The organism is Streptomyces sp. AC555_RSS877 (assembly GCF_019049245.1).
Lineage (GTDB): Bacteria > Actinomycetota > Actinomycetes > Streptomycetales > Streptomycetaceae > Streptomyces.
On the sequence record NZ_JAGMUK010000052.1, the window covers coordinates 93,335 to 118,147 of the forward strand.

Here is a 24,813-nt window from a genome sequence, read left to right on the forward strand (position 1 = left end):
TGGGGTGCTGACACAGAGGGGGGAAGCCTTGTCCGGCAAGGACTACAGCTACGACATCCCGGACCACCCGATCGAGTACATCAAGGTGGATCCGATGACTATCAAGTTCGACCCCCGCGCGCAGCGCAATCTCAACAAGGCCCGTGCGCAAGCCATTGCTGAGAAGCTTGTCCCCACGGCCCTCGGGACGCCGATCCTCTCGCACCGCGAGGACGGTCTGTACGCGGTGGACGGCATGCACCGCGTCTACGCCTGCCAGCTCATCCTGTCCGGGAAGGTCTCGGTCTCGGAGGAGGTGCGCAAGGCTGTCCAGACCATCACTTGCGAGGTCCACTCCGGCCTGTCGATGGCCAACGAGGCGTCACTGTTCATCATCAAGAACAAGGAGTCCTCGAAGGTCGGCGCGAACGACGAGTTCAGGATTGGCCGGCTGGCGGGGCACCCGCTCTTCGTGGACACGAACACCGTTCTGGAGAAGCATCAGCTCAAGGTTGGCAGTCGCAGCGTCAACGGCCTGCGCGGTATCAAGGGAATCCTCGGCATCGTCATCGAGTACGGCCCTGAGAGCCTCGATGAGGCGCTCACCATCGCCGAGGACGCCTGGGGCCGCACCCCCGACACCTGGGACTCCGTCATCCTCGGTGGCATCGCCACGGTGATGTCCAAACACTCCGGCGTGGTCAAGCCCAAGGTCCTGGCGGAGAGGCTCCAGCGGCAGGGGAACCCGGTTAACTTCCGGCAGAAAATCCATAACCTGGCCACCAACGGCAACACCCGCGCTGACGGCACGAAGGGTCGCCTCAAGGCTGCTCACATCGCGGTCGCCTCCGCCTGGAATGGTAGCCGCCGCACTAACCGTCTCCCCATCCCGAACATCTTCGAGTAGTCCCAACAGGCGCGGTGCCCTGCCCCTTACCTGCGGCAAGGGGTGCCGTGCTCTCTTCGCTCGAATCCGCTAACTGAGACGGGAACTGAGACGGACGACCGATAGGGCGGCACCCCCGGAGGGGTGCCGCCCTATCGTTTTACCTGGTGAAGGCGGTAGAGGCCGTAGCGGGATTCGAACCCACGTAACTCGCTTTGCAGGCGAGCCCCTGAACCACTCGGGCATACGGCCGTGTCGGTGGAGCGTGGTGCTCCGTTCCGGACTTGGTGAGACGACCGTACGGCGGGGCGGGCAGGGGGCTCAAGGGAATCGCGGGTGCCGCAACGGGACTGCCATACGCCGTTCATGAACGGGCGGTGCGTGGGGGTGGTCGTACGACCAAGGTCCCGGGTCGGGACCTTCTCCCGACAGGGGTCAAACACCCCCGTGGCCCTTACGCTGGCGACCATGACCGTTCTGGAGCCGCGTGACAACGGCGTCGTGGAAAGCCCTGACCTGCCCCGCGTCGACGAGACGGTGCTGAGCCGGCCGTACCGGGCGCTCAGCGTCGGGATCGTCTCCGTCGTCCTGCTCATCGCCTTCGAGGCGACCGCGGTCGGTACGGCGATGCCGGTTGCCGCGCGGGAGTTGGACGGGGTCTCGTTGTACGCGTTCGCGTTCTCCGGGTACTTCACGACCTCTCTGTTCGGGATGGTGCTCTCCGGGCAGTGGTCCGACCGCGGGAGGCCGGTCGGACCACTGACCGCCGGCATCGGGGCCTTCGCCGCGGGGCTGGTGCTGTCCGGGACGGCGGGGGTGATGTGGCTGTTCATCCTCGGGCGGGCGGTGCAGGGGCTCGGGGGCGGGCTGGTGATCGTCGCGCTGTACGTCGTGGTGGGGCGGGCTTATCCCGAGCGGTTGCGACCCGCGATCATGGCGGCGTTCGCGGCGAGCTGGGTCGTGCCGTCGATCGTGGGCCCGCTCGCCTCGGGGGCGGTGACCGAGCATCTGGGGTGGCGGTGGGTGTTCGTCGGGATACCGGTGCTGGTGGTGTTTCCGCTGGCGCTCGCGCTGCCGCAGATACGGCGGCTGGCCTCCGGGGCGGTGCAGAGGGGCGCGGGGAGCGGTTCGGTCGACCGGCGCCGCATCCGGCTCGCCCTCGGGATCTCGCTCGGCGCCGGACTCCTCCAGTACGCGGCCCAGGATCTGCGCCCCCTCTCGCTCCTCCCCGCCGCTGTCGGCGTCGCACTGCTCGTGCCGGCCGTTCTCGGGCTGCTTCCGCGCGGCACCTACCGGGCGGCGCGCGGGCTGCCCTCCGTCGTGCTGTTGCGGGGCGTCGCGGCGGGGTCCTTCATCGCCGCCGAGTCGTTCGTGCCGCTGATGCTGGTCACCCAGCGGGGGTTGTCGCCGACGACGGCCGGCTTCTCCCTCGCGGCGGGCGGGGGGACGTGGGCGTTGGGGTCGTGGGTGCAGTCGCGCCGGCGGGTGGAACCGTACCGGGAGCGTCTGATGACGGCGGGGATGGTGCTGGTCGCCGCCGCGATCGCCGCCGCGCCGAGTGTGCTGATCCCGGCCGTGCCCGCCTGGGTCCTCGCCGTGGCCTGGGCATTCGGCTGCTTCGGGATGGGCCTGGTGATCTCCTCCACCAGCGTGCTCCTGCTCCACCTCTCCGCCCCCGAGGAGGCCGGCACCAACTCCGCCGCCCTCCAGATGTCCGACGGCCTGTCCAACGTGATCCTCCTGGCGATCGGCGGCGCGGCGTTCGCTGCCCTGGGAGGAGGGACGGTGAGCCACACGGCCACGGAGGCGTCGGGGTCCCATCCGGCGGCCTTCGCCGCGGTGTTCCTGCCGATGGCGGGGGTGGCGTTGCTGGGGGCCTGGGTGACCACGCGGGTGCGGGAGCGGTGACCACACGGGTGCGGGAGAGGTGAGCCGTAATGCGCTCGCCGGTTCCCGGGCGCACTCCTATCCTGACCGGCATGCACGAGTTCGGCCTCCCCCTGCCCCTCTCCCTGCCGCCCGACACACGGCGGGATCTCGACGACCTCGCGGACGCCACCGGGCGCCTCCCCGAGGACCTCGCGCGGGAGGCCGTACGGCGCCATCTGGACGACGAGGCCCGGCGCGTGCGCTCAGCCGGACAGCGGCTCGCCTCGGCGCACGCCGGTCTGTTGCAGAGGCTCGGCGAATGACCCGGCACCTCACCGTCGCGGAGGTCACCGCACTCGCCGAGGTCGCCTTCGGCGGGCGGCCGCCCGAGGCCAGGGAGCCCGGGCTGCTCGCCTCCGCCGTGCACCGGCCACGCGCCCGCATGTTCGGTACGACGGCGTACGACGACCTGTACGAGCAGGCCGCCGCCCTCCTCCACGCCATCGCCACCAACCACCCCCTCGTCGACGGCAACAAGCGCACCGCCTGGCTCGCCGCCGCGACCTTCCTCGCGGTCAACGGAGTCGATCTCGAACACTGCGACCAGGACACCGCGTACGACCTGGTCATCGATGTCGCCTCCGGGAACGAGAGCGAGGTCTCCGCGATCGCGGGGCGGCTGCGACTGCTGTGACGTGGGTCCCACCCACGGGCTACCCGGCCTTGTCCGCACGTTGACACCACCGGGCCGCCGGTAGGGTGGCCCGGTTGTCATACGTAGCCCAGCTGTCCCAGTAGTTCCGCCGAGCCGCCCGACCACCCACCGACGGAGACCGTGACTACCACCGCCGCCTCCTCCTCCCACCACCTTTCCCCCGCCTTCCCCGGCCGGGCCCCCTGGGGCACCGCCGGCAAGCTGCGTGCCTGGCAGCAGGGTGCGATGGAGAGATACGTCCAGGAGCAGCCGCGTGACTTCCTCGCCGTCGCGACGCCCGGCGCCGGGAAGACGACGTTCGCGCTGACGCTGGCGTCCTGGCTGCTGCACCACCACGTCGTGCAGCAGGTGACCGTCGTCGCGCCGACCGAGCACCTGAAGAAGCAGTGGGCCGAGGCGGCCGCCCGGATAGGGATCAAGCTGGACCCGGAGTACAGCGCGGGCCCGCTCGGCAAGGACTACCAGGGTGTCGCGGTCACGTACGCCGGTGTCGGCGTGCGGCCCATGCTGCACCGCAACCGGGTCGAGCAGCGCAAGACCCTCGTCATCCTCGACGAGATCCACCACGCCGGTGACTCCAAGTCGTGGGGTGAGGCGTGTCTGGAGGCCTTCGAGCCGGCGACCCGACGGCTCGCGCTGACCGGTACGCCCTTCCGGTCGGACACCAACCCGATTCCCTTCGTGGCCTACGAGGAGGGCAACGACGGGATCCGGCGGTCCGCCGCCGACTACACCTACGGCTACGGGTCGGCTCTGTCCGACGGGGTCGTCCGGCCGGTCATCTTCCTGTCCTACAGCGGCAACATGCGGTGGCGGACCAAGGCGGGCGACGAGATCGCCGCCCGGCTCGGCGAGCCCATGACCAAGGACGCGATCAGCCAGGCCTGGCGTACCGCCCTGGATCCGCGCGGCGAGTGGATGCCCAGCGTTCTGCGCGCCGCCGACCAGCGGCTGACCGAGGTCAGGAAGGGCATCCCGGACGCCGGGGCGCTCGTCATCGCCTCCGACCAGGACTCCGCCCGCGCCTACGCCAAGCTCATCCGGGAGATCACGGGCAACAAGGCGACACTCGTGCTGTCCGACGACGCCGGGGCGTCCAACAGGATCGACGAGTTCAGCAGTAGCAACGACCGGTGGATGGTCGCGGTGCGGATGGTGTCGGAGGGCGTCGACGTCCCGAGGCTCGCCGTCGGCGTGTACGCCACCACCATCTCGACTCCCCTCTTCTTCGCGCAGGCCGTCGGGCGTTTCGTACGGTCCCGGCGGCGCGGCGAGACCGCCTCCGTGTTCCTCCCGACAGTCCCCGACCTGCTCACCTTCGCCAACGAGATGGAGGTGGAGCGGGACCACGCCCTCGACAAGCCGAAGAAGGAGGGCGAGGAGGACCCGTACGCCGAGTCCGAGAAGGAGATGGAGGAGGCGAACAAGGAGCAGGACGAGGACACCGGCGAGCAGGAACAGTTCTCCTTCGAGGCACTGGAGTCCGAGGCCGTCTTCGACCGCGTCCTCTACGACGGCGCCGAGTTCGGCATGCAGGCCCACCCGGGAAGTGCGGAGGAGCAGGACTACCTCGGCATCCCCGGACTGCTGGAGCCCGACCAGGTGCAGCTCCTCCTCCAGAAGCGGCAGGCCCGGCAGATCGCGCACAGCCGCAAGAAGCCGGACGAGGAGGCCGACCTGCTGGAACTGCCCGCCGAGCGGCGTCCGGTCGTCTCGCACAAGGAGATGATGGAGCTGCGCAAGCAGCTCAACACGATGGTCGGCGCGTACGTCCATCAGAGCGGCAAGCCTCATGGCGTGATCCACACCGAGCTGCGGCGGGTGTGCGGCGGGCCGCCCAGCGCCGAGGCCACGGCCGGGCAACTGCGGCAGCGGATCGCCAAGGTGCAGGAGTGGGCCACGCGGATGCGGTGACGCCGGACGCGGGCCGCTCGGGGATGTCAGGTCCGACGCGCTCGCCTCGGTGCGGGCGTGTGCTGTGGCGTGTGCGGGCGTGTGCGCTCTGTGCGGGTGTGGTGCACGCCGGGGGCTATGCGCCGGACGTATGCGGACAAAGTGACGCAGTCCCTGCCGTGCAGTGCCCGGATTCTGGACGTAGCCTTCCGCTCAGCGAACCGCCTTCGCTACTGTCCGGCTACGCACACGCCCCGTGGCAGCGCCGCCGCGGAGCGCAGCCGTGAAGCGACGCGGTCCGGCAACTGGCCGGGCCGCCGGCCGATCGGCGGCCTCTGAAGCGCGTCGCCGACGGGACTCGGTGACGCATCTGACCAGCCAGGGGGCTGCCGACCTCACCACTTGGAGGAGTGGGCGTCGTGACCGCGGAGACCTCTCAGACGCTCGACCGGGGACTGCGGGTCCTCAAGCTGCTGGCCGATACGGACCACGGGCTGACCGTCACCGAGCTATCCAACAGACTGGGCGTCAACCGGACCGTTGTGTACCGGTTGCTCGCCACGCTGGAGCAGCACGCGCTCGTACGGCGTGACCTGGGCGGTCGCGCCCGGGTCGGGCTCGGCGTGCTGCGGCTGGGCCGCCAGGTGCATCCGCTGGTACGTGAGGCGGCGTTGCCGGCCTTGCGATCGCTGGCGGAGGACATAGGCGCGACCGCGCACCTCACGCTGGTGGACGGGGCGGAGGCCTTGGCCGTCGCCGTGGTCGAGCCGACGTGGACGGACTACCACGTGGCGTACCGGGCCGGGTTCCGGCACCCGCTGGACCGGGGGGCCGCGGGGCGGGCGATTCTCGCGGCCCGGCAGCAGGCCGTGGACGACGCCGGATACACCCTGACCCATGGGGAGTTGGAGGCGGGTGCCAGTGGGGCGGCCGCGCCGTTGATCGGGGTCACGGGGGTGGAGGGCAGCGTCGGAGTGGTGATGCTGGCCGATGCGGTGCCGGAACGGGTGGGGCCGCGGGTGGTGGATGCGGCGCGGGAGGTTGCGGAGGCTTTGCGCTGACGTGCGCTGAGCAGTGGCTGGTGCGGGTGGGCGGGCGGGTGGGTTCGCTCGCCCGTGCTCGCGGGGTGCCGCTGCGCCCACCCGTGCCGCCCCAGCGGCACGACTGCCCGTAGCTGCGCCCACCCGTGCCGCCCCAGCGGCACGACTGCCCGTAGCTGCGCCCACCCGTGCCGCCCCAGCGGCACGACTGCCCGCAGCCACGGGCGCGGCTGCCTCGCGGCTACCGGGGCGGGCTGACCGGCCCCGGGCCGGACATGGTCGTCGCGTTAGATTGATCCTGTGCTCTCTCGCCTCACGCGCCCCCGGGCCGTCGCCGTCTGCGCCCTGCCCGTCGTGGGCCTGCTCGCCACGGCGGCCTTCGCGCCGCTGCCGTTCTCGCTGACGCAGCCCGGGATGACGGCGAACGTCCTCGGTGAGAACGAGGGCACCCCGGTGATCACGATCTCCGGCGCCCCGACCCGGGACACGTCCGGTCAGCTGCGCATGACGACCATCGAGGCGACCAATCCGGACACCGACGTCTTCCTGGGTGACGTGCTCGACGCCTGGTTCGCCACGGACCGGGCCGTCATGCCGCGCGACGCGGTCTATCCGAGCGGTCAGAGTGTCAAGGAGATCGAGCAGCACAACACCGCGCAGATGAAGGAGTCCCAGGACGCCGCGACCGAGGCCGCCCTGAACCACCTGGACCTCGCCGACCAGGACATCAAGGTCACCCTGAAGCTCGCCGACGTCGGCGGCCCGAGCGCCGGTCTGCTGTTCAGCCTCGGTGTCATCGACAAGCTGGACGGCGACGGCAGTGGGGGCGACCTCACGGGCGGCCGCACCATCGCGGGCACGGGCACGATCGACGCGAACGGCGAGGTCGGCGCGGTCGGGGGAGTGGCCCTGAAGACGCAGGCCGCGCGACGGGACGGGGCGACGGTGTTCCTGGTGCCGAAGGCCGAGTGCTCGGACGCGAAGTCCGAACTGCCCAAGGGCCTCCGGCTGATCCCGGTGACCACGCTGAAGGGCGCGGTGAACGCGCTGACGGCACTGGAGAGCGGGAAAGGCTCCGTACCGAGCTGCTGACCGGCTGACCGGCTGACCGGCAGACCGGACGACCGGCAGACCGGACGACCGGCCAGGCGTTCGTCACCCTTGGTCCGTACGTCCTCACCCCTCCTTGACGAACCCCTCCTCCGTCAGCCAGTCCAGCGCCACTTGGTGGGGGTCCTCCCCGTCGACGTCCACCTTCGCGTTCAGCTCCTGGGCCACGGCGTTGTCCAGCTTCTTCGTGATCGGGCCGAGGACGTCGGCGATGGCCGGCCACTTCTTCAGGGACTTCGTGTTGATCTCGGGCGCCGCGTTGTAGTTGGGGAAGAACTTCTCGTCGTCGCGCATCACCGCGAGGTTCATGGACCTGATGCGGCCGTCGGTGGTGAAGACCTCGCCGTAGGCGCAACTGCCCTTGGCGGCCTGGGTGTAGATGATCCCGGTGTCCATCTGCGTGATGTTCCCGGCGGGGACGTTCATGCCGTACGCCTTCTGCATGCCCGGCAGCCCGTCCGCCCGGTTGGCGAACTCGCTCTCCACGCACAGGGTCACCGCGCCGGGGTTCTTCCTGACCAGGGCGGCGACGTCCGAGAGGGTCCTCGTGCCGTACTTCCTGTGGTTGGCCTGGTTCGTCGCGAGGGCGTAGGTGTTGTTGAGGGACGCCGGAGCCAGCCAGGTCAGGCCGTTCTCCAGGTCGGCGTCGCGGACCGCCTGCCACTGCTCCCGCGGGTCGGTGACGGGGTCGCTGTTGCCGAGGTACGTGATCCACGCGGTGCCCGTGTACTCGTACATGCCGTCGGCGTCACCGGACTTGACCGCCTCGCGGGCGCCGATGGAACCCTGGATGCCGGTGCGGTCGAGCACGTCCGCGCCGGCCGCCTCGAAGGCGATGCCCATGATCGCGCCGAGGATCAGCTGCTCGGTGAACTCCTTCGAGGTCACGGTGAGGTCGGCGCCCTCGAGCGGCAGCCCCTTGCCGATCGAGCCGGGCCGCACGTCGTCGACCATCGGTGAGCCGCTGGTCAGCCCGCAGGCACTCGCCGACACCAGCGTCGCGGCCAGCAGCAGATCCGTCCGCCCTCTCATGTCCCCACCTCCAGCCCCCGCGGCCGCAGCAGCAGCTCGGCGAGCGACGCCAGCCAGTCGACCAGCAGGGCGAGGGCGACGGTGAGGATCGAGCCGAGGACCAGCACCGGCATCCGCTGGTTGGTGATGCCGGTGGTGATCAGGACGCCCAGGCCGCCGCCTCCGCCGAAGGTCGCGAGGGTCGCCGTACCGACGTTGAGGACCAGGGCCGTGCGGACGCCCGCGAGGATCAGCGGGACGGCGAGCGGCAGCTCCACCTTCCTGAGCACCCCCGTGGGGGACATGCCGATGCCTCGGGCCGCCTCCAGCAGCGTCGGGTCGTTCTCCTTCAGTCCGGTGATCGTGTTCGACAGCACCGGGAGCACGGCGTAGGTGATGATGCCGATCAGGGCCGCCTTCATGCCCGTGCCGAGCCAGATGACCAGCAGGGCGAGCAGGCCGATCGCCGGGGTCGCCTGGCCCATGTTGGCGAACGTCATCGCCACCGGGGTCGCCTTCCGGAAGGCCTTGCGGGTCAGGAGGATCCCCAGCGGGATCGCGATGATCAGAACGAAGAACGTCGAGATCGCCGTGAGTTCGATGTGCTGCCACAGTGCCTTCGACACCTGGCCGTCCGACAGCGCGTTCTCGGTGAGCGGGTCGAGGTCGGCCTGCCGGAACCACAGCCAGGTCGCCAGCAGGACGGCGACGAGGACGGCGGGCAGCAGCGTCAGCTTCTGCCAGGTGATGCGCGGCTTCGGGGCGGCCGGCGGTGGTGGCGGGGCTTCGGCCTCGACCTCGACCTCGCCCCGGTCCTCTTCGTCCAGCTCGGGGGTGGTCACGCCTTCTTTCCCCCTCCGGCGCCCTCCTGCTCGGCGTGCGTCTGGGCGGCCCGCAGCTCCTCCAGGTGGTGCCGGTGCTCCCTCGCCTCCAGCCGGTCCGCCTCCAGCAGGTCGTGCACGGAGTTCGTCAGCGTCTCCATGTCGACCATGCCCGTGTACTCGCCGCGCCGCCCGGTGACCGCGACCCGCCCCGAGCTGTCGGTGAGCACCGCCTCCAGCGCGTCCCGCAGGGTGGCGTCCCGGGTCACCGTGTCGCTCACCAGCGTCCCGGCACGGGCCAGCGAGCCCTTGGCGCGCATCAGGTCGCCGCGTCTGAGCCACTTGTAGGGCCGGCCCCGCTTGTCGAGCAGCAGGATCTCGTTCGTGTGGCTGGAGCGGAGCTTGCCGAAGATCTCCTGGAGCGGGTCGTCGACGGCCACCGTCGGGTAGTCGGTGATCTCCACGTCCCGTACGCGGCTGAGGCTGAGCCGCTTCAGGGCCGCCCCCGCGCCCACGAACCCGGAGACGAAGTCGTCCGCCGGGTTGGTCAGGATCGCCTCCGGGGTGTCGAACTGGGCGATGTGCGAGCGTTCGCGCAGCACGGCGATCCGGTCACCGATCTTGACCGCCTCGTCGAAGTCGTGCGTGACGAAGACGATCGTCTTGTGCAGTTCGTGCTGGAGCCGGATCAGCTCGTCCTGGAGGTGATCGCGGGTGATCGGGTCGACCGCGCCGAACGGTTCGTCCATCAGCAGCACGGGTGGATCGGCGGCGAGCGCCCGCGCCACGCCCACGCGTTGCTGCTGGCCGCCGGAGAGCTGCCGCGGATAGCGGCCGTGGAACTCGCCGGGGTCGAGTCCGACCAGGTCGAGCATCTCCTCGACCCGGTTCCTGATCCGCGCCTTCGGCCAGCCGGCCATCCTCGGTACGAGCGCGATGTTCTGTGCGACGGTCATGTGCGGGAAGAGGCCGGACGCCTGGATCGCGTACCCGACCTTGCGGCGCAACTGCACCGGGTCCATGTCGGTGACGTCCTCGCCGTTGATGCGGATCCGGCCGCCGGTCGGCTCGATCAGCCTGTTGATCATCTTGAGTGTCGTGGACTTGCCGCATCCTGACGGGCCGACGAAGACGACGATCTCGCCCGCCTTGATCTCCATGTTGACGTTGTCGACGGCGGGGCCGGGGTTGCCGGGATACCGCTTGGTGAGGTTCACCAGCTCGATGGTGGCGCCGGTCGTCGCCCCGCTCGTCGAGGTCCCGTACGTCGCCCCGTTCGTCGATGTCTCAGACACGGATCCCCCTGGGAATGGTCAGCCGTCCGAGCAGGACGTACGCGGCGTCGAACAGCAGGGCCAGGATGATGATCCCGAGCGTGCCCGCGAGCACCTGGTTGAGCGCGTTCTTGCTGCCGAGGGAACCGAGACCGCGGAAGATGACGTTGCCGAGGCCGGGTCCGGAGGCGTAGGCGGCGATCGCCGCGATGCCCATCAGCATCTGTGTCGACACCCGGATCCCGGTCAGGATCGGCGGCCAGGCCAGCGGCAGCTCGACCCGCACCAGCCGCAGCAGCCGGGACATGCCGATGCCCTTCGCGGCGTCCACGAGCGAGGGGTCGACCCCGCGCAGGCCGACGATCGAGTTCCGCACGATGGGCAGCAGCCCGTACAGGGTCAGGGCGATCACCGTGGGCGGGACGCCCAGGCCGACGATCGGGATGAGCAGACCGATCATCGCGAGCGCCGGGACGGTCAGAATGGTCGAGGTGGTCGTCGTCGCCAAGGCGCCCGCCCACTCGCTGCGATACGTGGCGACGCCGATCAGGACCCCGAGCAGCGTCGCCACGACCATGCACTGGAACACGGCGCTCGCGTGCTGGTAGGCGTCCGTCAGCAACTGCTGGTGCCGGTTGCCGAGGTACTCCCAGAAGTTCACCAGCGCTCACCTCAGGTCGCCGTCAGGATCGCTCCCGGTCCTCCGCCGCCTGCTCCACCAGCGGGATGATCCGCAGCGGAACGGGGTTCTCCATCACGATCGCGGTGGAGGCCCGGACGATCCCATCAAAACCGACAACCCGGTCGATGACCCGCTGGAGATCGGCGTTGGAGCGGGCGACCAGCCGGCACAGCATGTCCCCGCTGCCGGTGGTGGTGTGCAACTCCAGCACCTCCGGCACGGTCGCCAAGTGCGCCCGCACGTCGGCACCTTGCCCCTGCCGGATCTGCAGGGTGGCGAAGGCGGTGACCGGGTAGCCGAGCGCCGCCGGGTCCACCTGCGGACCGAATCCGCGGATGACGCCATTCGACTGAAGCCGGTCCAGGCGCGCCTGCACGGTCCCTCGCGCCACCCCGAGCCGCCGGGACATCTCCAGCACCCCGATCCGCGGTTCCCGCGCCAGCAGCACGATGATCCGTCCGTCGAGCCCGTCGATCCCGTCGGTCGTCACCACGGCAGCCTCCCGGCGCTGGTCATCCTGTACAGAAGGCCCGCGGGAACGGGCAGCACACTGAGCAGATTGCCCAGCACATTCGCAAACTATTGCGCACCTTGCCTCGGCGGGTGACGCTTCCGGCATGACGCAGACCACACACCACACTCCCGACACCGCCTGGCAGGCCGACCCCTTCCCGGTCAAGGGAATGGACGCGGTCGTCTTCGCCGTGGGCAACGCCAAGCAGGCGGCGCACTACTACTCCACCGCCTTCGGCATGCGGCTGGTCGCGTACTCCGGACCGGAGACCGGCAGCCGAGAGACCGCCTCGTACGTGCTCGAGAACGGCTCCGCCCGCTTCGTCCTCACCTCCGTCATCAAGCCCGCCACCCCCTGGGGCCACTTCCTCACCCAGCACGTGGCCGAGCACGGCGACGGCGTGGTCGACCTCGCCATCGAGGTCCCGGACGCGCGCGCCGCGTTCGCCTACGCGATCGAGCACGGCGCCCGCCCGGTCACCGAGCCCTACGAGCTGAAGGACGAGCACGGCACGGTCGTCCTCGCCGCGATCGCCACCTACGGCGAGACCCGCCACACGCTCGTCGAGCGGACCGGCTACGACGGCCCCTACCTGCCCGGATACGTCCCCGCCGCCCCCATCGTCGAACCGCCCGCCCAGCGCACCTTCCAGGCGATCGACCACTGCGTCGGCAACGTCGAGCTCGGCCGGATGAACGAGTGGGTCGGCTTCTACAACAACGTCATGGGCTTCACGAACATGAAGGAGTTCGTGGGCGACGACATCGCGACCGAGTACAGCGCCCTGATGTCGAAGGTCGTCGCCGACGGCACCCTCAAGGTCAAGTTCCCGATCAACGAGCCCGCGATCGCCAAGAAGAAGTCCCAGATCGACGAGTACCTGGAGTTCTACGGCGGCGCGGGCGTCCAGCACATCGCGCTCAACACCAACGACATCGTCGCCACGGTACGGACGATGCGCGCGGCCGGGGTGCAGTTCCTCGACACCCCCGACTCGTACTACGACACCCTCGGCGAGTGGGCCGGCGACACCCGCGTCCCCGTCGAGACCCTGCGCGAGCTGAAGATCCTGGTGGACCGCGACGAGGACGGATATCTTCTGCAGATCTTCACCAAGCCGGTCCAGGACCGGCCGACCGTATTCTTCGAACTGATCGAACGACACGGCTCGATGGGCTTCGGCAAGGGCAACTTCAAGGCCCTCTTCGAGGCGATCGAACGTGAGCAGGCGAAGCGGGGCAACCTCTAGGGACGGACCTGGACCCCGCCGGTATCAGGGGGGACCGTGGACGAACGCATCGACCTGGCCGCGCCGGCCGTCCGCTGGCTGTGGAAGAAGGGATCGTTACGCGAGTCCACGGTCCTGCAGTCCTTCGCCTTCGACGAAGTGCACAAGCGGCTGTACGTCCTTCAGGTCAGACGGGGCGGCGGCGCCGCCGGCAACCTGTGCCTGAACAAGCTCGACTACGACGGCAACCGCCTCGGCCACATGTACCTGCACGGCTTCGGACACGGCGTGAGCATGGGCGTGCAGCACGCCGCCGACGGCACCGTCTGGATCTGGACCGAGGCCGATTCACGCGGCGGCTACGGCCGCGGCGTCACCCGCTTCCGCTTCGTCGACGGGGCCGTCCGCACCGCCGAGGACGTCGAGATACGCAAGCCGATACCGGGTTCCACCAGCAACCAGCCCTCGGTCTGCACGGTCTCGAACCGCATCGCCGTCCGCCACCGCATGGGCGGCAAGCCCCGCTACCGCGTCTGGGACCTCGACGCCTTCGCCGCCCACGACTACTCCGACCCGATCGCCGACATCCCCCAGCCGGGCGCGCACCCCGACCCCGCGATCGCGTTCCAGGGGTGGGCCCTGCACGGCGAGCACGTCTACCAACTCGCCGGCACGGCCTATGACGACAGCACCAACCCGCCCGCCGAACGCGGCAATGCCTACCTGTCCTGCCTCGACCTCCGCACCGGCAAGCTGGTCCAGCGACAGCGCACGGGAGCCGGCCACTCCCTCGACTACCGGGAGCCGGAGGGCCTCGCGATCCGCCCGACCCCCGAGCCGCGGTTGTGCCTGGGGCTCGCCTCGGGCGCGGCCGGCGCGCGCAAGTTCTCGATCTACTACAAGCCGCTGACCTGACGGCTCACCCGGCCTTCGCGTCCATCACCGGCAACTCCTCCGAGGACGGCTCACCCAACTCCGCCAACGCCGCCCGGGCCGCCCGCGCCCGCACCGCCGAGAAGTACGGATTGATCCGCAGCGCCTCCTCCAGATGCCGCCGCGCGGGCCCCTGCCGCTTCAAATCCCGCTCGATCATGCCCCGGTGGTACGCGTACAGCGCACTTCGTACGCCACCCCCCTTGGCCTTGTCCGTGGCCGTCACGGCGAACCGCAGCGCCTCCTCGTGGGCCCCGGCCCGGTGCAGCGCCCAGCCCAGCGCGTCGGCCACCGCGATCCCCGGCTGACGGGCCCACTCGGCCCGCAACCGCCGTACCGCCGCCCGGGGATCGCCGTGGTCCGCCTCGAACTGCCCCAGCACCAGCTCCTCGTCGGCTCCACCGACGGCCGCGCTGCGCACCTGCGCCCGCAGCAGGTCGTACTGCACCCGCGCGGCCTGCCCCAGCCCCAGCGTCTCGTACAACTCGCCCAGCTCCAGGGCGTACTGCGGGCAGGGCTGCTTGGCGAGGGCCGCCCGGTACGCGTTCAGCGCCTCCGTCGGCCGGCCCAGTGCCGCCAGCGCCCGCCCCTGCCCGGCCTGCGCGGCCCGCTGGTCGGGGTCGATGCGCACCGCCTCCTGGAAGTGCCGCAGCGCGACCTCGCGGTCGCCGCGCTCCCAGGCCAGCTGCCCGGCCCGCTCCAGGTACGCCGCCTGCTCGGCCGGCGCCTCGGCCCCCGCCGCCGCGTCCGCGAGCTGGGCGGCCGCGTCCTCGCGCCAGCCCCGGTCGCGGTAGACGGCCGCGGCCCGCGCCATCACGGCCGGCCCGGACCGCAGCTCCAGCAGCCGCTCGAGGGAGGCGTGGGCGGCCTTGTAGTCGCCGAGGCCGGTGTGGGCGTCGATCAGCAGCGGATACGTGGTCCACCGCTTGGGCTCCAGCTTCCGCGCGGCCTCCGCCCACGTCCGCGCCGCCCGGAAGTCCCGGCGCGCGTTCGCGAGGGCCGCGAGACCGCCGAGGGCCTCGGCGTTCCCCTTCGCGACGACCTTGAGCGAGGTCCGCAGCGCCTTCTCGGCCCGCGGGTAGTACCCGGGCTCGGCGGTGCGCCGCCCCTGCTCCACATACGCCGACCCGAGCACCGCCCACGACTGCGCGTCCCGGGGATGCGCCCGCAGATGGCTCTCGCGGTCGTCGATCAGCTCCGCCAGGTCGGGCAGCGCGGCGGGCACCCCGGCCGTGACCGCCGTCAGCGCCTGCGCGCCCGGGGCGGGCGCGGGAGCCCGCGTCACCGTCCGCTCCCAGGGCAGCAGCATCAGTACCCCGCCGAGCACGGCACACCCGGCGACGGAGGCGATCAGCGCCCGCCGGTCGAGCCGCGAGCGACGTACCGCCGTTTCCTCCGGGGCCTGCTCCGGAGCCTCCTGCTGGTTCTCCATGGCGCTCACTGTGCGTCAACACGACGAGCACGATCCGCCGTACGGCGGCTGCCGTACACGGGGTTCACACCGATGGCCCCCGGTGCGAAGCTGTGATCATGAGCCGTAGCGAAGCGTCCCGCGCCGAAGACACAGCGGCGACCGGCAACCTCGTCGACCGTCTGCTGAGCGCTCTGCCGGCCGAGACGGTCCTCACCGACACGGACGTCACGGCCTCCTACGCCAACGACATGGCCAGCTTCTGCCCGGCCGGCGTCCCGGCGGTGGTCGTGCTGCCGCGCACGGTCGAACAGGTCCAGCACGTCATGCGCACCGCCACCGAGCTGCGCGTCCCGGTCGTCCCGCAGGGCGCCCGCACGGGCCTGTCCGGCGCGGCCAACGCCTCCGACGGCTGCATCGTGCTGTCCCTGACCAAGATGGACAGGATCCTGGAGATCAACCCGGTCGACCGCATCGCCGTCGTCGAACCGGGGGTCGTCAACGCCACGCTCTCCCGCGCGGTGGGCGAACACGGCCTCTGCTATCCGCCGGACCCCTCCAGCTGGGAGATGTGCACGATCGGCGGCAACATCGGCACCGCCTCCGGCGGGCTGTGCTGCGTGAAGTACGGGGTGACGGCGGAGTACGTCCTCGGGCTCGACGTCGTCCTCGCCGACGGCCGCCTGATGTCCACCGGCCGCCGCACCGCGAAGGGCGTCGCCGGGTACGACCTCACCCGCCTCTTCGTCGGCTCCGAGGGCTCGCTCGGCATCGTCGTACGGGCGACCCTGGCGCTGCGGCCGCAGCCGCCCGAGCAGCTGGTGCTGGCGGCCGAGTTCGCCTCCGGGGCCGCCGCCTGCGATGCCGTGTGCCGGATCATGGCGGGCGGCCACGTGCCGTCCCTCCTCGAACTGATGGACCGCACGACGGTCAAGGCCGTCAACGACCTCGCCAACATGGGGCTGCCGGAGAGCACGGAAGCCCTGCTGCTGGCCGCCTTCGACACGGCTGACCCGGCCGCCGACCTCGCCGCCCTCGGCGTGCTGTGCGAGGCCGCGGGCGCCACCCAGGTCGTCCCGGCCGACGACGCGGCCGAGTCCGAACTCCTCCTGCACGCACGGCGGCTGTCCCTCTCCGCCCTGGAGGCGGTCAAGGGCACGACGATGATCGACGACGTGTGCGTGCCCCGGTCGCGGCTCGCCGAGATGCTGGAGGGCACCGAGCGGATCGCCGAGAAGTACCAGCTCACCATCGGCGTCGTCGCCCACGCCGGCGACGGCAACACCCACCCGACCGTCTGCTTCGACGCCCAGGACCCCGACGAGTCCCGGCGCGCCCGCGAGTCCTTCGACGAGATCATGGCCCTCGGCCTGGAACTGGGCGGCACGATCACCGGCGAGCACGGCGTGGGCGTCCTGAAGAAGGAGTGGCTGGCCCGCGAGATCGGCCCCGTCGGCATGGAGATGCAGCGGGCGATCAAGGCGGCGTTCGACCCGCTGGGAATCCTGAACCCGGGCAAGCTGTTCTGACACCTCTTTGCGGCTGAACCGCCGCCGCTCTCGCGGACCTGGCTGATCGCCGTCGTGGTTCCTCAATTGATGGTTGCGGCTCACTCACCTCCGTCCTTCGACTCGTCGCTCGGCCAAGGGGCGCGCAGCCGGAGGCCGTCGGCCGGGGTCGGGGCGAGCAGCTCGGCCAGGCCATCGTCGATGCCGAGTTGCTCCCCCTCGGCCCCTGGGGGCACCGCCCTCAGCGTCCGCTCCAGCCAGGCGGACACCTGCGGCGTCGGCGCCTCCAGGAGCGCGTCACCATCAGGTGAACTCAGCGCCATCAGGACGACGCTGCGGCTCTCCACCTTGGCCGGCCACACCCGCACGTCCCCGTGCCCGCACGCCCGGAACACCCCCTCCACGAGGAGTTCGCGGGCGAACGTCCAGTCCACCGGGTGACCGGAGTCGATGTGGAAGGTGATGTGGACGGCGTACGGGTCGTCGGTGTGGTAGCTCAGCAGGGCCGGGACCGGGATGCTGCGCTCCGGCGACAGGATGAGCCTGAGTTCGAGTTCGCGCTCCACAACGGTGTGATCCATGGCGTGTGTCCTTCCTCGCGCCTCGTGCGGGGGCCCGCGGTGGGCCCGTACGAGGAGAGAGGAGGTGGCGCCGGAACCATTACGCGGGTTCGCGGAACTTTTTCCCGGCAGCGTCACGAGGGTGCTCAAAAGGAGTGGGTCCCGTGGGACTGGCGGTGGGGGTTGCGCCGGTCTGATAGATGTGGAGGCCCCCAGTTGACCCCCGAGCAGATACGGGACGACGGACATGAGCGCCCCAACCCCGGCCCCCGGTGACGACAGGCCCCGCGATGGGTATTACCCGGACCCGTCCATTCCTGGATATGTCCGGTACTGGAACGGTGCCGCCTGGGTTCCGGGCACCAGCCGCCCGGCCCCCGCGGACGGCGAGCCGCTCGCCCCACCGGCGGGCGCCCGGCCCGCGTCCGGCCCCGGCCGGGCCCCGGTCGAGGAGACGGGCCCGCACTTCTTCGACGAGGAGCCCTCCGGCGGCCCCGGCGAGCCCGGCCCGTCCTCGGCGGCCGACGCCCAGCACGGCAGCCGGCCCGAGCCCGCGTCCGCCTGGGGTGCCGACCGTTCCCGCCAGTCGGGCTTCGGCGGCGACCAGGACCGCCGCGTCTCGTGGGGTTCGCCGCAGGGCGCGCAGGAGGCGGGTGCCCCTCAGGGTGCCGACCCGAGGCTGCCGCACGCCGCGCAGCCCGGCGACGGCCCGGCCCGGCCGGACGGCCGCTCCGTCGGCACGGACGGCACGGCGACGATCCCGCCCGCCGAGCCGGACCAGGGCGATGTCGCCTCCGGCAACACGTTCGTCTTCCGCCGGGCCACGGCGGGGCCCGCGGGAGCGGCGGCCGGCAACTCCGCCGACGGCTCCGGCCAGGGCACGACAGGCCGTACGGCCCCGGCGACTCCCGGCGTCCCGGGCCCCGGAGGGCCGCGCGACGACGACGGCACCATGACCTTCCGCGCGCTCTCCCCGCGCACGGCGCAGCAGCACGGGGCGGCGGGGGCGCAGCGGGGGAGCACGGGCACGACAGCGGCCGACGCGGAGGCGGCAGGCCTCCGCCCCCAGCCCTCCGCCGGACCTCCCGCACAGGGCTACGGCCCCCAGTCCACGCCGGGAAGCGGTGCCCCGTCCGCGGCCGGAGGCTCCGCGCAGGGCTACGGTCCGCCCGCCGGGCCCGTCGCGTCCGGAGACACCCCCGGGGCGCCCGGTTTCGGTGCCGGAAAGGCCGCCGCGGCGCGGGCCACGGCCGGTCCGGGTGCCGCCCAGGCGGCCGCTCCCGCCGCTCCCTCCGGCCCTCAGCAGGCGCCCCCGGCGAGCGGTCCGCAGCAGCAGGCCGCCCCGAGTGTGCCCCAGCAGTCCGGCGCGCCCCAGCCCGTCGCCGCCGCTTCCTCCGGCGCCCCGATGACGAGCGGCTCGGGCGGCGGCCAGCCTTCCTGGGCGCAGCAGGTGCACCGGCTCGCGTCCGACGAGGAGCAGCCGGTCACGCCCTGGAAGCCGCCGGTGGAGGACATCTTCCAGGCGGCCGCCCGGCGCCAGGCGTCGGCCCGCCCCGCGAACCTCGGCAAGCGGCTGGCCGCCCGCCTGGTGGACACCCTGGTCCTCGGAGCGGTCACCGCCGGGGCCGCCGTACCGCTCGGCACCAGGGCGATGGACCACGTCAACGAGAAGATCGACGCGGCCAAGCTGTCCGGCGAGACCGTCACGGTCTGGCTGCTGGACGGCACGACGTCGGTCTACCTCGGGATCATCCTCGCCGTCCTGCTGCTCTTCGGCGTCCTCTACGAGGCGCTGCCCACCGCCAAGTGGGGCCGCACCCTCGGCAAGAAGCTGTTCGGCCTGGAGGTGCGGGACATCGAGGGCGGCGAGCCCCCGACCTTCGGCGGGGCCCTGCGCCGCTGGCTCGTCTACAGCGTGCCCGGTCTGCTCGGCATCGGGATCGTGGGAGTCGCGTGGGGCCTGTTCGACAGGCCGTGGCACCAGTGCTGGCACGACAAGGCGGCCCATACGTTCGTGGCGGGCTGACGGCGTACGGCGAACGCCGTACCCGATTCCGTAGCCCGGACGGCCGCTCGCCGGATGCGGCACGGGAGGGTTCGCGGTCGACTCGGGCCATGAGCAGCGAACCGCCTGCCGGCTCCGGTCAGCAGCCGCCGGAAGACGACCCGTTCAGGAAGCAGCCCCCGCCGGCCGAGGGCTCGGGATCGCCGTACGGCGGCCAGTCACCGCCCCAACAGGGCGGCGGTGACCCCTACGGCGGCGGTGGCGGCGGCCCGTACGGCGGTGGCGGTGGGTACCCCGGCGATCCGCTGGCCGGAATGCCCCCGCTCGCCGACAGTGGCCGGCGCACGCTCGCCCGGATCATCGACATGATCCTCGTCGGCATCGTCGTCTGGCTGCTCACCTGGGGTTTCGGCGTCAACGAGTACGACGTGGGCAACGACGACGTCGAGTACAGCGAGTCGCTCGGGCAGTCGCTGGTCGCCGCCCTGCTCTACATCGGCTACGACACCTTCATGATCGTCAAGTCGGGACAGACGCTCGGCAAGAAGTGGCTGGGCATGCGGGTGGCCAACCTCGACAACATCGCCACGCCGTCGGTGCAGAGCACGCTGATCCGCTCGGCGGTGCTGTGGATTCCGTTCGCGTTCTGCTGCGCCTGTGTCTGGACCGCGATCTCGGGCGGCTGGAGCTTCTTCGACAAGCCCTACAAGCAGGGCCTGCACGACAAGGCGGCGAAGACGGTGGTGGTCAGGACCGACTGACCACCGACGCCGGCACCGATGAGGGCAACGACGGGCAGAGGTCAGGACGCAGCGCGCTCGTGCACGGGCTGTTCGGAGGCCATGGAGGCGACCGAGGCCGGCACGGGCGCCTGTGCCGTTTCCGTGACGGGTCGGTGCATCGCGATGACGCGCGACTTCGGCTTCGGAACGGTCATGGCCACCAGCAGCCCGAGGGCGAGTGCCGAGACGGCGATGACCGCGATCCCCACGCCCGAACTCGTCTGTGACAGCAGCAGCATGGCGAGCGTCGAGAAAATCACGGTGCACGAACCGTAGGCGAGCTGTGCGGCCGTCGGGCGAGGCGTGACAGTCGGACGAGGCATGTCAATCGTGTCCTCGGAAGTGGGGTCCACGGGGGGTGTCGGCCTGGCTTTCCGCCGTATTCCGGGCGTTCCGCCAATCGACTCTAATCGCCTGCATGCCCGAGTGGAACGAACGGTAAGCGTGACCTGACCAACAGTGCCGGAGCACGGGGGGCGCACGGAGTCATGACGTCCACCAGGCGGACGGATCCGCGCGCCTGTTCGGTCGGCCGTCATGCGTCCGCAAAGTGAACTCCACTTCCGCATAACGTACTTGGCGTGCTCAAGTCAAGATCTGTCTTTTCTCCTCAACGTCTAGTCAAATGACGTCACTTGACTACACGCGTTGATCAGGCGCACGCGGACCCCCCAGACAGGCCCCCCTTCCTTCCGTGTGCCCGGACGCGGGGGAGGATCTCAAGTGACCAGCAGACCCTGGCAGTTCAGAGTGGCGGCCACAGCCGTCGCACTCGCCGCGGCGACCGCCACCTTCTCCACCTACGCGGTGGCGCAGGCCGATCCGGCCGACGCACCCGCAGCCGTCGACGGGCACGACCCGCAACCGGCGAAGAGCAGGGAGCACGACCTCGACGGACCCCTGTCCAAGACCCGGGAGGCGCAGCGCGAAGAGGCGCTCGACCAGGTCATCTCCGGCGCCGCCACGGTCAAGGACCGGGACGGCTCGAAGGTCGTCCAGCTCAAGGGCTCCAAGGGCAAGGGCAAGTACGTCGAGCTCGGCCGCGAGAAGACCGACAAGATCTTCACGATCCTCGTCGAGTTCGGCGACCAGGTCGACAGCCGCTACGGCGGCACGGCCGGCCCGCTGCACAACGAGATAGCCCAGCCGGACCGTGCGGTAAACAACAGCACGGCCTGGCAGGCGGACTACAACCAGGCGCACTTCCAGGACCTGTACTTCGGCACCGGCAAGAACACCGAGTCGCTGAAGAAGTACTACGAGAAGCAGTCCTCGGGCCGTTACTCGGTCGAGGGCAAGGTGACCGACTGGGTCAAGGTCCCCTACAACGAGGCCCGTTACGGCTCCAACGACGCCGCCACCGGCGCCTGGTACGCCGTGCAGGACGGCGTCAACGCCTGGGTCGCCGAGCGCGAGGCAGCCGGTGACACCGCCGCCGAGATCAAGGCGGAGCTGGCCGAGTTCGACCAGTGGGACCGCTACGACTTCGACGGCGACGGTGACTTCAACGAGGCCGACGGCTACATCGACCACTTCCAGATCGTGCACGCCGGCGAGGACGAGTCCGCCGGCGGCGGCGCCCAGGGCGCGGACGCGATCTGGGCCCACCGCTGGTACGCCTTCGGCACCGACGCCGGCTCCACCGGCCCTGACACCAACAAGCTCGGCGGCGCCCAGATCGGCGACACCGGCATCTGGGTCGGCGACTACACCATCCAGCCGGAGAACGGCGGACTCGGCGTCTTCGCCCACGAGTACGGCCACGACCTCGGCCTGCCCGACGAGTACGACACCTCGGGCGGCGGCGAGAACTCCACCGGCTTCTGGACGCTGATGTCGTCCGGCTCCTGGCTCGGCACCGGCAAGGACTCCATCGGCGACCTGCCCGGCGACATGAACGCCTGGGACAAGCTGCAACTGGGCTGGCTGGACTACGACGTGGCCAAGGCCGGCACCAAGTCCGTCCACACGCTGGGCGTCTCGGCGTACAACACGAAGAACCCGCAGGCCCTCATCGTCCAGCTGCCCGACAAGGCGGTCACCACCGACGTGGTCACCCCGGCGCAGGGCGCCACCCAGTGGTGGAGCGGCAGCGCCGACAACCTCCGCAACACCCTGGCCCGCACGGTCGACCTGACCGGCACGTCGTCGGCGTCGCTGACCCTCGACGGCTGGTGGGACATCGAGGCCGACTACGACTACCTCTACACCGAGGTCTCCACCGACGGTGGCACCAACTGGACGCCGATCGACGGCAGTCTCGCCGACGGCACCGCGATCACGCGCGACGGCAGCGGCAAGCCCGCCCTCACCGGCACGGTGGACGCCCACCAGAAGCTGACCTACCCGCTCGACGCCTACGCGGGCCGGAAGGTCGACGTGCGCTTCCGCTACGCCACCGACGGCGGCGTGTCCCAGATGGGCTTCGCGGCCGACGAGATCACCGTGACCGCGGACGGCGCGGCCCTCTTCTCCGACAACGCCGAGTCTGCGGACGCGGCCTGGACGGCGAACGGCTTCTCCCGCATCGGCGCGTCCATCTCGGACGACTACGCGCAGTACTACATCGCCGAGAACCGCCAGTACGTGTCGTACGACAAGACCCTCAAGGTCGGCCCGTACAACTACGGCTTCTCGACGACCCGTCCGGACTGGGTGGAGCACTACGCGTACCAGAACGGCCTGCTGATCTGGAAGTGGGACACCTCCCAGGCCGACGACAACACCAGCCAGCACCCCGGTGAGGGTCTGATCCTGCCGGTCGACTCGCACCCGACGCCGCTGAAGTGGTCCGACGGCTCGCTGATGCGCAACCGCATCCAGTCCTTCGACTCCACCTTCAGCTGGTACCCGACGGACGCGCTCACGCTCCACAACGCGGACGTCGCGACGAAGATCAAGTCGCGTCCCGGTGTTCCGGTCTTCGACGACGGCAGGTCGACGTACTACGACGCGTCGACCCCGCTCGCGGGGGTCAAGGTCACTGACACCAACACCCGAATCAAGATCGTCAAGGAGCCGCTGAGCGGCTCGACGATCACGCTCCAGGTCGGACCGTCCGCGAAGTAGTCAACGTTTTCGCTGGTCAGAAGGCGATCGGCGGTGACCCCCTGGCGGGTTGCCGCCGATCGTGTTTAGGTGCGTCCTGTGGCTGTCTTATTGACACGGATGTTGACGTCGACTCGCACGGGGGTGTGACCGCATGGCCGTAGGAGGTTTCTGCAAGCTGCCGACCGGCAGCGTGGTGGTGGCATTGAACCTGCCCAGCCCCACCACGCACGGCACGGGCTGTGTACGCGTCCTCGTGCACGCCCAGAACCGGGCGCGCGCCCTGACCAGGCTGCGCAACCTGGGCATGCGCGCGGTCTACCTGCGCGGAAACTCCGCCCCGCCGACGCCGGACGAGATCACGGCGGTTCTGCACCATCCGGACGGCCTCATATGGCGCACGGCACCTGACAACGGTGTCGGTGCGGACCTGGTCCAGGAGCTCTGGCACCCGATCAGGGCCCTGCTGAGGCGCCCCGCGACACCGGCTGACTCCGCCGGGCTCCCGGGTCTCTAGGGCCGGTCCGGCGGATCAGGGCGCAGGACATCCGCGGCGCCTCATCGACGCAGATCGGCGTGCCAGGCCCCGCGTCTGCGGCATGATCCGCCGGACCGGCCCTAGACGATCGGCTTCCCGGTCAGCTCCACGCCCGCCGTGCGCAGCTCCTCCAGCGCCCGGTCGGTGGTCTGCTCGGCCACCCCGGCCGTGAGGTCGAGCAGCACCTGTGTGCGGAAGCCCTCGCGGGCCGCGTCCAGGGCGGTGGCGCGGACGCAGTGGTCGGTGGCGATGCCCACGACGTCGACCTCGGTGACCTGCCGGGCACGCAGCCAGTCGGCGAGCGTCACGCCGTTCTCGTCGGCGCCCTCGAAGCCGCTGTAGGCCGCCGCGTACGCCCCCTTGTCGAAGACGGCGTCGATGGCGCCGGAGGCGACGGCCGGGGCGAAGTTCGGGTGGAAGCCGACGCCCTCGGTGCCGGCCACGCAGTGCGCGGGCCAGGAGTGGGTGTAGTCGGGGTTGTCGGCGAAGTGGCCGCCGGGGGCGATGTGGTGGTCGCGGGTGGCCACCACGTGCTGGTAGCCGGAGCCGGCCGCCTGTCCGATCAGCTCGGTGACGGCGGCGGCCACATCGGCGCCCCCGGCCACCGCGAGGCTGCCCCCCTCACAGAAGTCGTTCTGCACGTCAACGACGATCAAGGCGCGGCGCATGGTCGGTGTCCTTCGACTATGGGGTCGGGGGGGAGGGGTGCGAGCCCGGCCGGTGAGCTACCGAGCCTACGGACTCGCGAGCCGGGGCGGGAGGGGGCGCACGGCAGGGCGGACGGGCGGGAACGGTACGGCGCGAGGGCGGCGCCGGTACGGCGGGTGCGGGAAGCGGGGCACCTGCTCCAGTGCCCCGGCAGGCAACGTTTGGCCGTCAAGGAGCGGCGTCCGGTGCGCGCTCTGGGGGAGTGCCGGCCGGAAGGCCCCGTCGATGGACCGGACGTACTTGGGCTTTCGGCCGGCGCGGCGAGAGTACGTGCCGGGCGTCGCGACGGGGCGAACGT

General features: G+C 70.9%; 23 protein-coding genes and 1 tRNA gene. 14 read left to right on the plus strand and 10 right to left on the minus strand.

The window, feature by feature from the left end:
* The first annotated feature begins 28 nt into the window (after nt 1-28).
* A complete protein-coding gene (locus KUM49_RS22400) occupies nt 29-886 on the plus strand; it encodes a DUF6551 family protein (protein WP_217238683.1) in 858 nt (285 codons plus the stop codon).
* Between the two features lie 159 nt (nt 887-1,045).
* Here the strand turns inward: KUM49_RS22400 and KUM49_RS22405 are convergent.
* A tRNA-Cys gene (locus KUM49_RS22405) sits at nt 1,046-1,117 on the minus strand.
* Between the two features lie 216 nt (nt 1,118-1,333).
* On the opposite strand from KUM49_RS22405, the gene KUM49_RS22410 reads away from it, so the two are divergent.
* The 6 genes from KUM49_RS22410 to KUM49_RS22435 all read left to right on the plus strand — a co-directional run bounded on the left by KUM49_RS22410 (nt 1,334) and on the right by KUM49_RS22435 (nt 7,474).
* Nucleotides 1,334-2,773, plus strand: a complete 1,440-nt coding sequence (locus KUM49_RS22410) for an MFS transporter (RefSeq protein ID WP_217238684.1) — start codon at nt 1,334-1,336, stop codon at nt 2,771-2,773.
* A gap of 71 nt (nt 2,774-2,844) precedes the next feature.
* Entirely contained in the window at nt 2,845-3,057 is a 213-nt protein-coding gene (locus tag KUM49_RS22415) for a hypothetical protein (protein WP_217238685.1), read from the plus strand.
* Nucleotides 3,054-3,428 carry a type II toxin-antitoxin system death-on-curing family toxin gene (locus KUM49_RS22420; protein WP_217238686.1) on the plus strand — a complete coding sequence of 125 codons (375 nt, stop codon included), beginning with the start codon at nt 3,054-3,056 and terminating at the stop codon, nt 3,426-3,428. Before KUM49_RS22415 ends, KUM49_RS22420 begins: the two co-directional genes overlap by 4 nt.
* A gap of 141 nt (nt 3,429-3,569) precedes the next feature.
* Nucleotides 3,570-5,363 carry a DEAD/DEAH box helicase gene (locus tag KUM49_RS22425; RefSeq protein WP_217238687.1) on the plus strand — a complete coding sequence of 598 codons (1,794 nt, stop codon included), beginning with the start codon at nt 3,570-3,572 and terminating at the stop codon, nt 5,361-5,363.
* A 398-nt stretch (nt 5,364-5,761) separates the two neighbouring features.
* A complete protein-coding gene (locus KUM49_RS22430) occupies nt 5,762-6,403 on the plus strand; it encodes an IclR family transcriptional regulator (protein WP_217238688.1) in 642 nt (213 codons plus the stop codon).
* A gap of 279 nt (nt 6,404-6,682) precedes the next feature.
* A complete protein-coding gene (locus KUM49_RS22435; RefSeq protein WP_217238689.1) occupies nt 6,683-7,474 on the plus strand; it encodes a S16 family serine protease in 792 nt (263 codons plus the stop codon).
* A gap of 84 nt (nt 7,475-7,558) precedes the next feature.
* On the opposite strand, the gene KUM49_RS22440 is transcribed toward KUM49_RS22435, so the two are convergent.
* From KUM49_RS22440 to KUM49_RS22460, 5 genes are read right to left on the minus strand one after another with little or no spacing between them, the layout of a single operon-like run.
* The gene (locus KUM49_RS22440) at nt 7,559-8,524 is read right to left on the minus strand and encodes a glycine betaine ABC transporter substrate-binding protein (RefSeq protein ID WP_217238690.1); all 966 of its coding nucleotides are present in this window, start codon (nt 8,522-8,524) and stop codon (nt 7,559-7,561) included.
* Nucleotides 8,521-9,345: an ABC transporter permease gene (locus tag KUM49_RS22445; RefSeq protein WP_217238691.1), complete on the minus strand. Its 825-nt coding sequence runs from the start codon at nt 9,343-9,345 to the stop codon at nt 8,521-8,523. Before KUM49_RS22445 ends, KUM49_RS22440 begins: the two co-directional genes overlap by 4 nt.
* Nucleotides 9,342-10,619 carry an ABC transporter ATP-binding protein gene (locus tag KUM49_RS22450; protein WP_217238692.1) on the minus strand — a complete coding sequence of 426 codons (1,278 nt, stop codon included), beginning with the start codon at nt 10,617-10,619 and terminating at the stop codon, nt 9,342-9,344. The genes KUM49_RS22445 and KUM49_RS22450 overlap by 4 nt, the downstream gene beginning before the upstream one ends.
* Complete coding sequence (locus KUM49_RS22455) at nt 10,612-11,259, minus strand: ABC transporter permease (protein WP_217238693.1); 648 nt, start codon at nt 11,257-11,259, stop codon at nt 10,612-10,614. Before KUM49_RS22455 ends, KUM49_RS22450 begins: the two co-directional genes overlap by 8 nt.
* A 22-nt stretch (nt 11,260-11,281) precedes the next feature.
* Nucleotides 11,282-11,773, minus strand: coding sequence for an Lrp/AsnC family transcriptional regulator (locus KUM49_RS22460; RefSeq protein ID WP_308406698.1), 492 nt, complete (start codon nt 11,771-11,773; stop codon nt 11,282-11,284).
* Between the two features lie 124 nt (nt 11,774-11,897).
* Here KUM49_RS22460 and hppD point away from each other — a divergent pair, with 124 nt between their 5' ends.
* Both hppD and KUM49_RS22470 read left to right on the plus strand, forming a co-directional pair.
* Entirely contained in the window at nt 11,898-13,043 is a 1,146-nt protein-coding gene (gene hppD / locus KUM49_RS22465; protein ID WP_217238694.1) for a 4-hydroxyphenylpyruvate dioxygenase, read from the plus strand.
* Nucleotides 13,044-13,079: 36 nt separating this feature from the next.
* The gene (locus KUM49_RS22470; RefSeq protein WP_217238695.1) at nt 13,080-13,937 is read left to right on the plus strand and encodes a Teichoic acid biosynthesis protein C (Precursor); all 858 of its coding nucleotides are present in this window, start codon (nt 13,080-13,082) and stop codon (nt 13,935-13,937) included.
* Between the two features lie 4 nt (nt 13,938-13,941).
* Here the strand turns inward: KUM49_RS22470 and KUM49_RS22475 are convergent, their stop codons facing one another.
* Nucleotides 13,942-15,387: a lipopolysaccharide assembly protein LapB gene (locus tag KUM49_RS22475; RefSeq protein WP_217238696.1), complete on the minus strand. Its 1,446-nt coding sequence runs from the start codon at nt 15,385-15,387 to the stop codon at nt 13,942-13,944.
* Nucleotides 15,388-15,479: 92 nt separating this feature from the next.
* Here KUM49_RS22475 and KUM49_RS22480 point away from each other — a divergent pair, with 92 nt between their 5' ends.
* Nucleotides 15,480-16,895 (plus strand): FAD-binding oxidoreductase, encoded by a 1,416-nt coding sequence (locus KUM49_RS22480; protein ID WP_217238697.1) that lies wholly within the window; start codon nt 15,480-15,482, stop codon nt 16,893-16,895.
* 80 nt (nt 16,896-16,975) lie between these two features.
* Here the strand turns inward: KUM49_RS22480 and KUM49_RS22485 are convergent, their stop codons facing one another.
* Nucleotides 16,976-17,455, minus strand: coding sequence for an SsgA family sporulation/cell division regulator (locus KUM49_RS22485; protein ID WP_217238698.1), 480 nt, complete (start codon nt 17,453-17,455; stop codon nt 16,976-16,978).
* Between the two features lie 226 nt (nt 17,456-17,681).
* Between KUM49_RS22485 and KUM49_RS22490 the strand changes: the two genes are divergently transcribed.
* Complete coding sequence (locus tag KUM49_RS22490; RefSeq protein WP_217238699.1) at nt 17,682-19,460, plus strand: RDD family protein; 1,779 nt, start codon at nt 17,682-17,684, stop codon at nt 19,458-19,460.
* Nucleotides 19,461-19,549: 89 nt separating this feature from the next.
* Nucleotides 19,550-20,200, plus strand: coding sequence for an RDD family protein (locus KUM49_RS22495; protein WP_217238700.1), 651 nt, complete (start codon nt 19,550-19,552; stop codon nt 20,198-20,200).
* Nucleotides 20,201-20,241: 41 nt separating this feature from the next.
* On the opposite strand, the gene KUM49_RS22500 is transcribed toward KUM49_RS22495, so the two are convergent.
* A complete protein-coding gene (locus KUM49_RS22500; RefSeq protein ID WP_217238701.1) occupies nt 20,242-20,544 on the minus strand; it encodes a hypothetical protein in 303 nt (100 codons plus the stop codon).
* 400 nt (nt 20,545-20,944) lie between these two features.
* Between KUM49_RS22500 and KUM49_RS22505 the strand changes: the two genes are divergently transcribed.
* Both KUM49_RS22505 and KUM49_RS22510 read left to right on the plus strand, forming a co-directional pair.
* A complete protein-coding gene (locus KUM49_RS22505) occupies nt 20,945-23,290 on the plus strand; it encodes an immune inhibitor A domain-containing protein (RefSeq protein ID WP_217238702.1) in 2,346 nt (781 codons plus the stop codon).
* Between the two features lie 133 nt (nt 23,291-23,423).
* The gene (locus KUM49_RS22510) at nt 23,424-23,786 is read left to right on the plus strand and encodes a hypothetical protein (RefSeq protein WP_217238703.1); all 363 of its coding nucleotides are present in this window, start codon (nt 23,424-23,426) and stop codon (nt 23,784-23,786) included.
* Nucleotides 23,787-23,887: 101 nt separating this feature from the next.
* Here the strand turns inward: KUM49_RS22510 and KUM49_RS22515 are convergent, their stop codons facing one another.
* Entirely contained in the window at nt 23,888-24,475 is a 588-nt protein-coding gene (locus tag KUM49_RS22515; RefSeq protein WP_217238704.1) for an isochorismatase family protein, read from the minus strand.
* Nucleotides 24,476-24,813 lie beyond the last annotated feature (338 nt).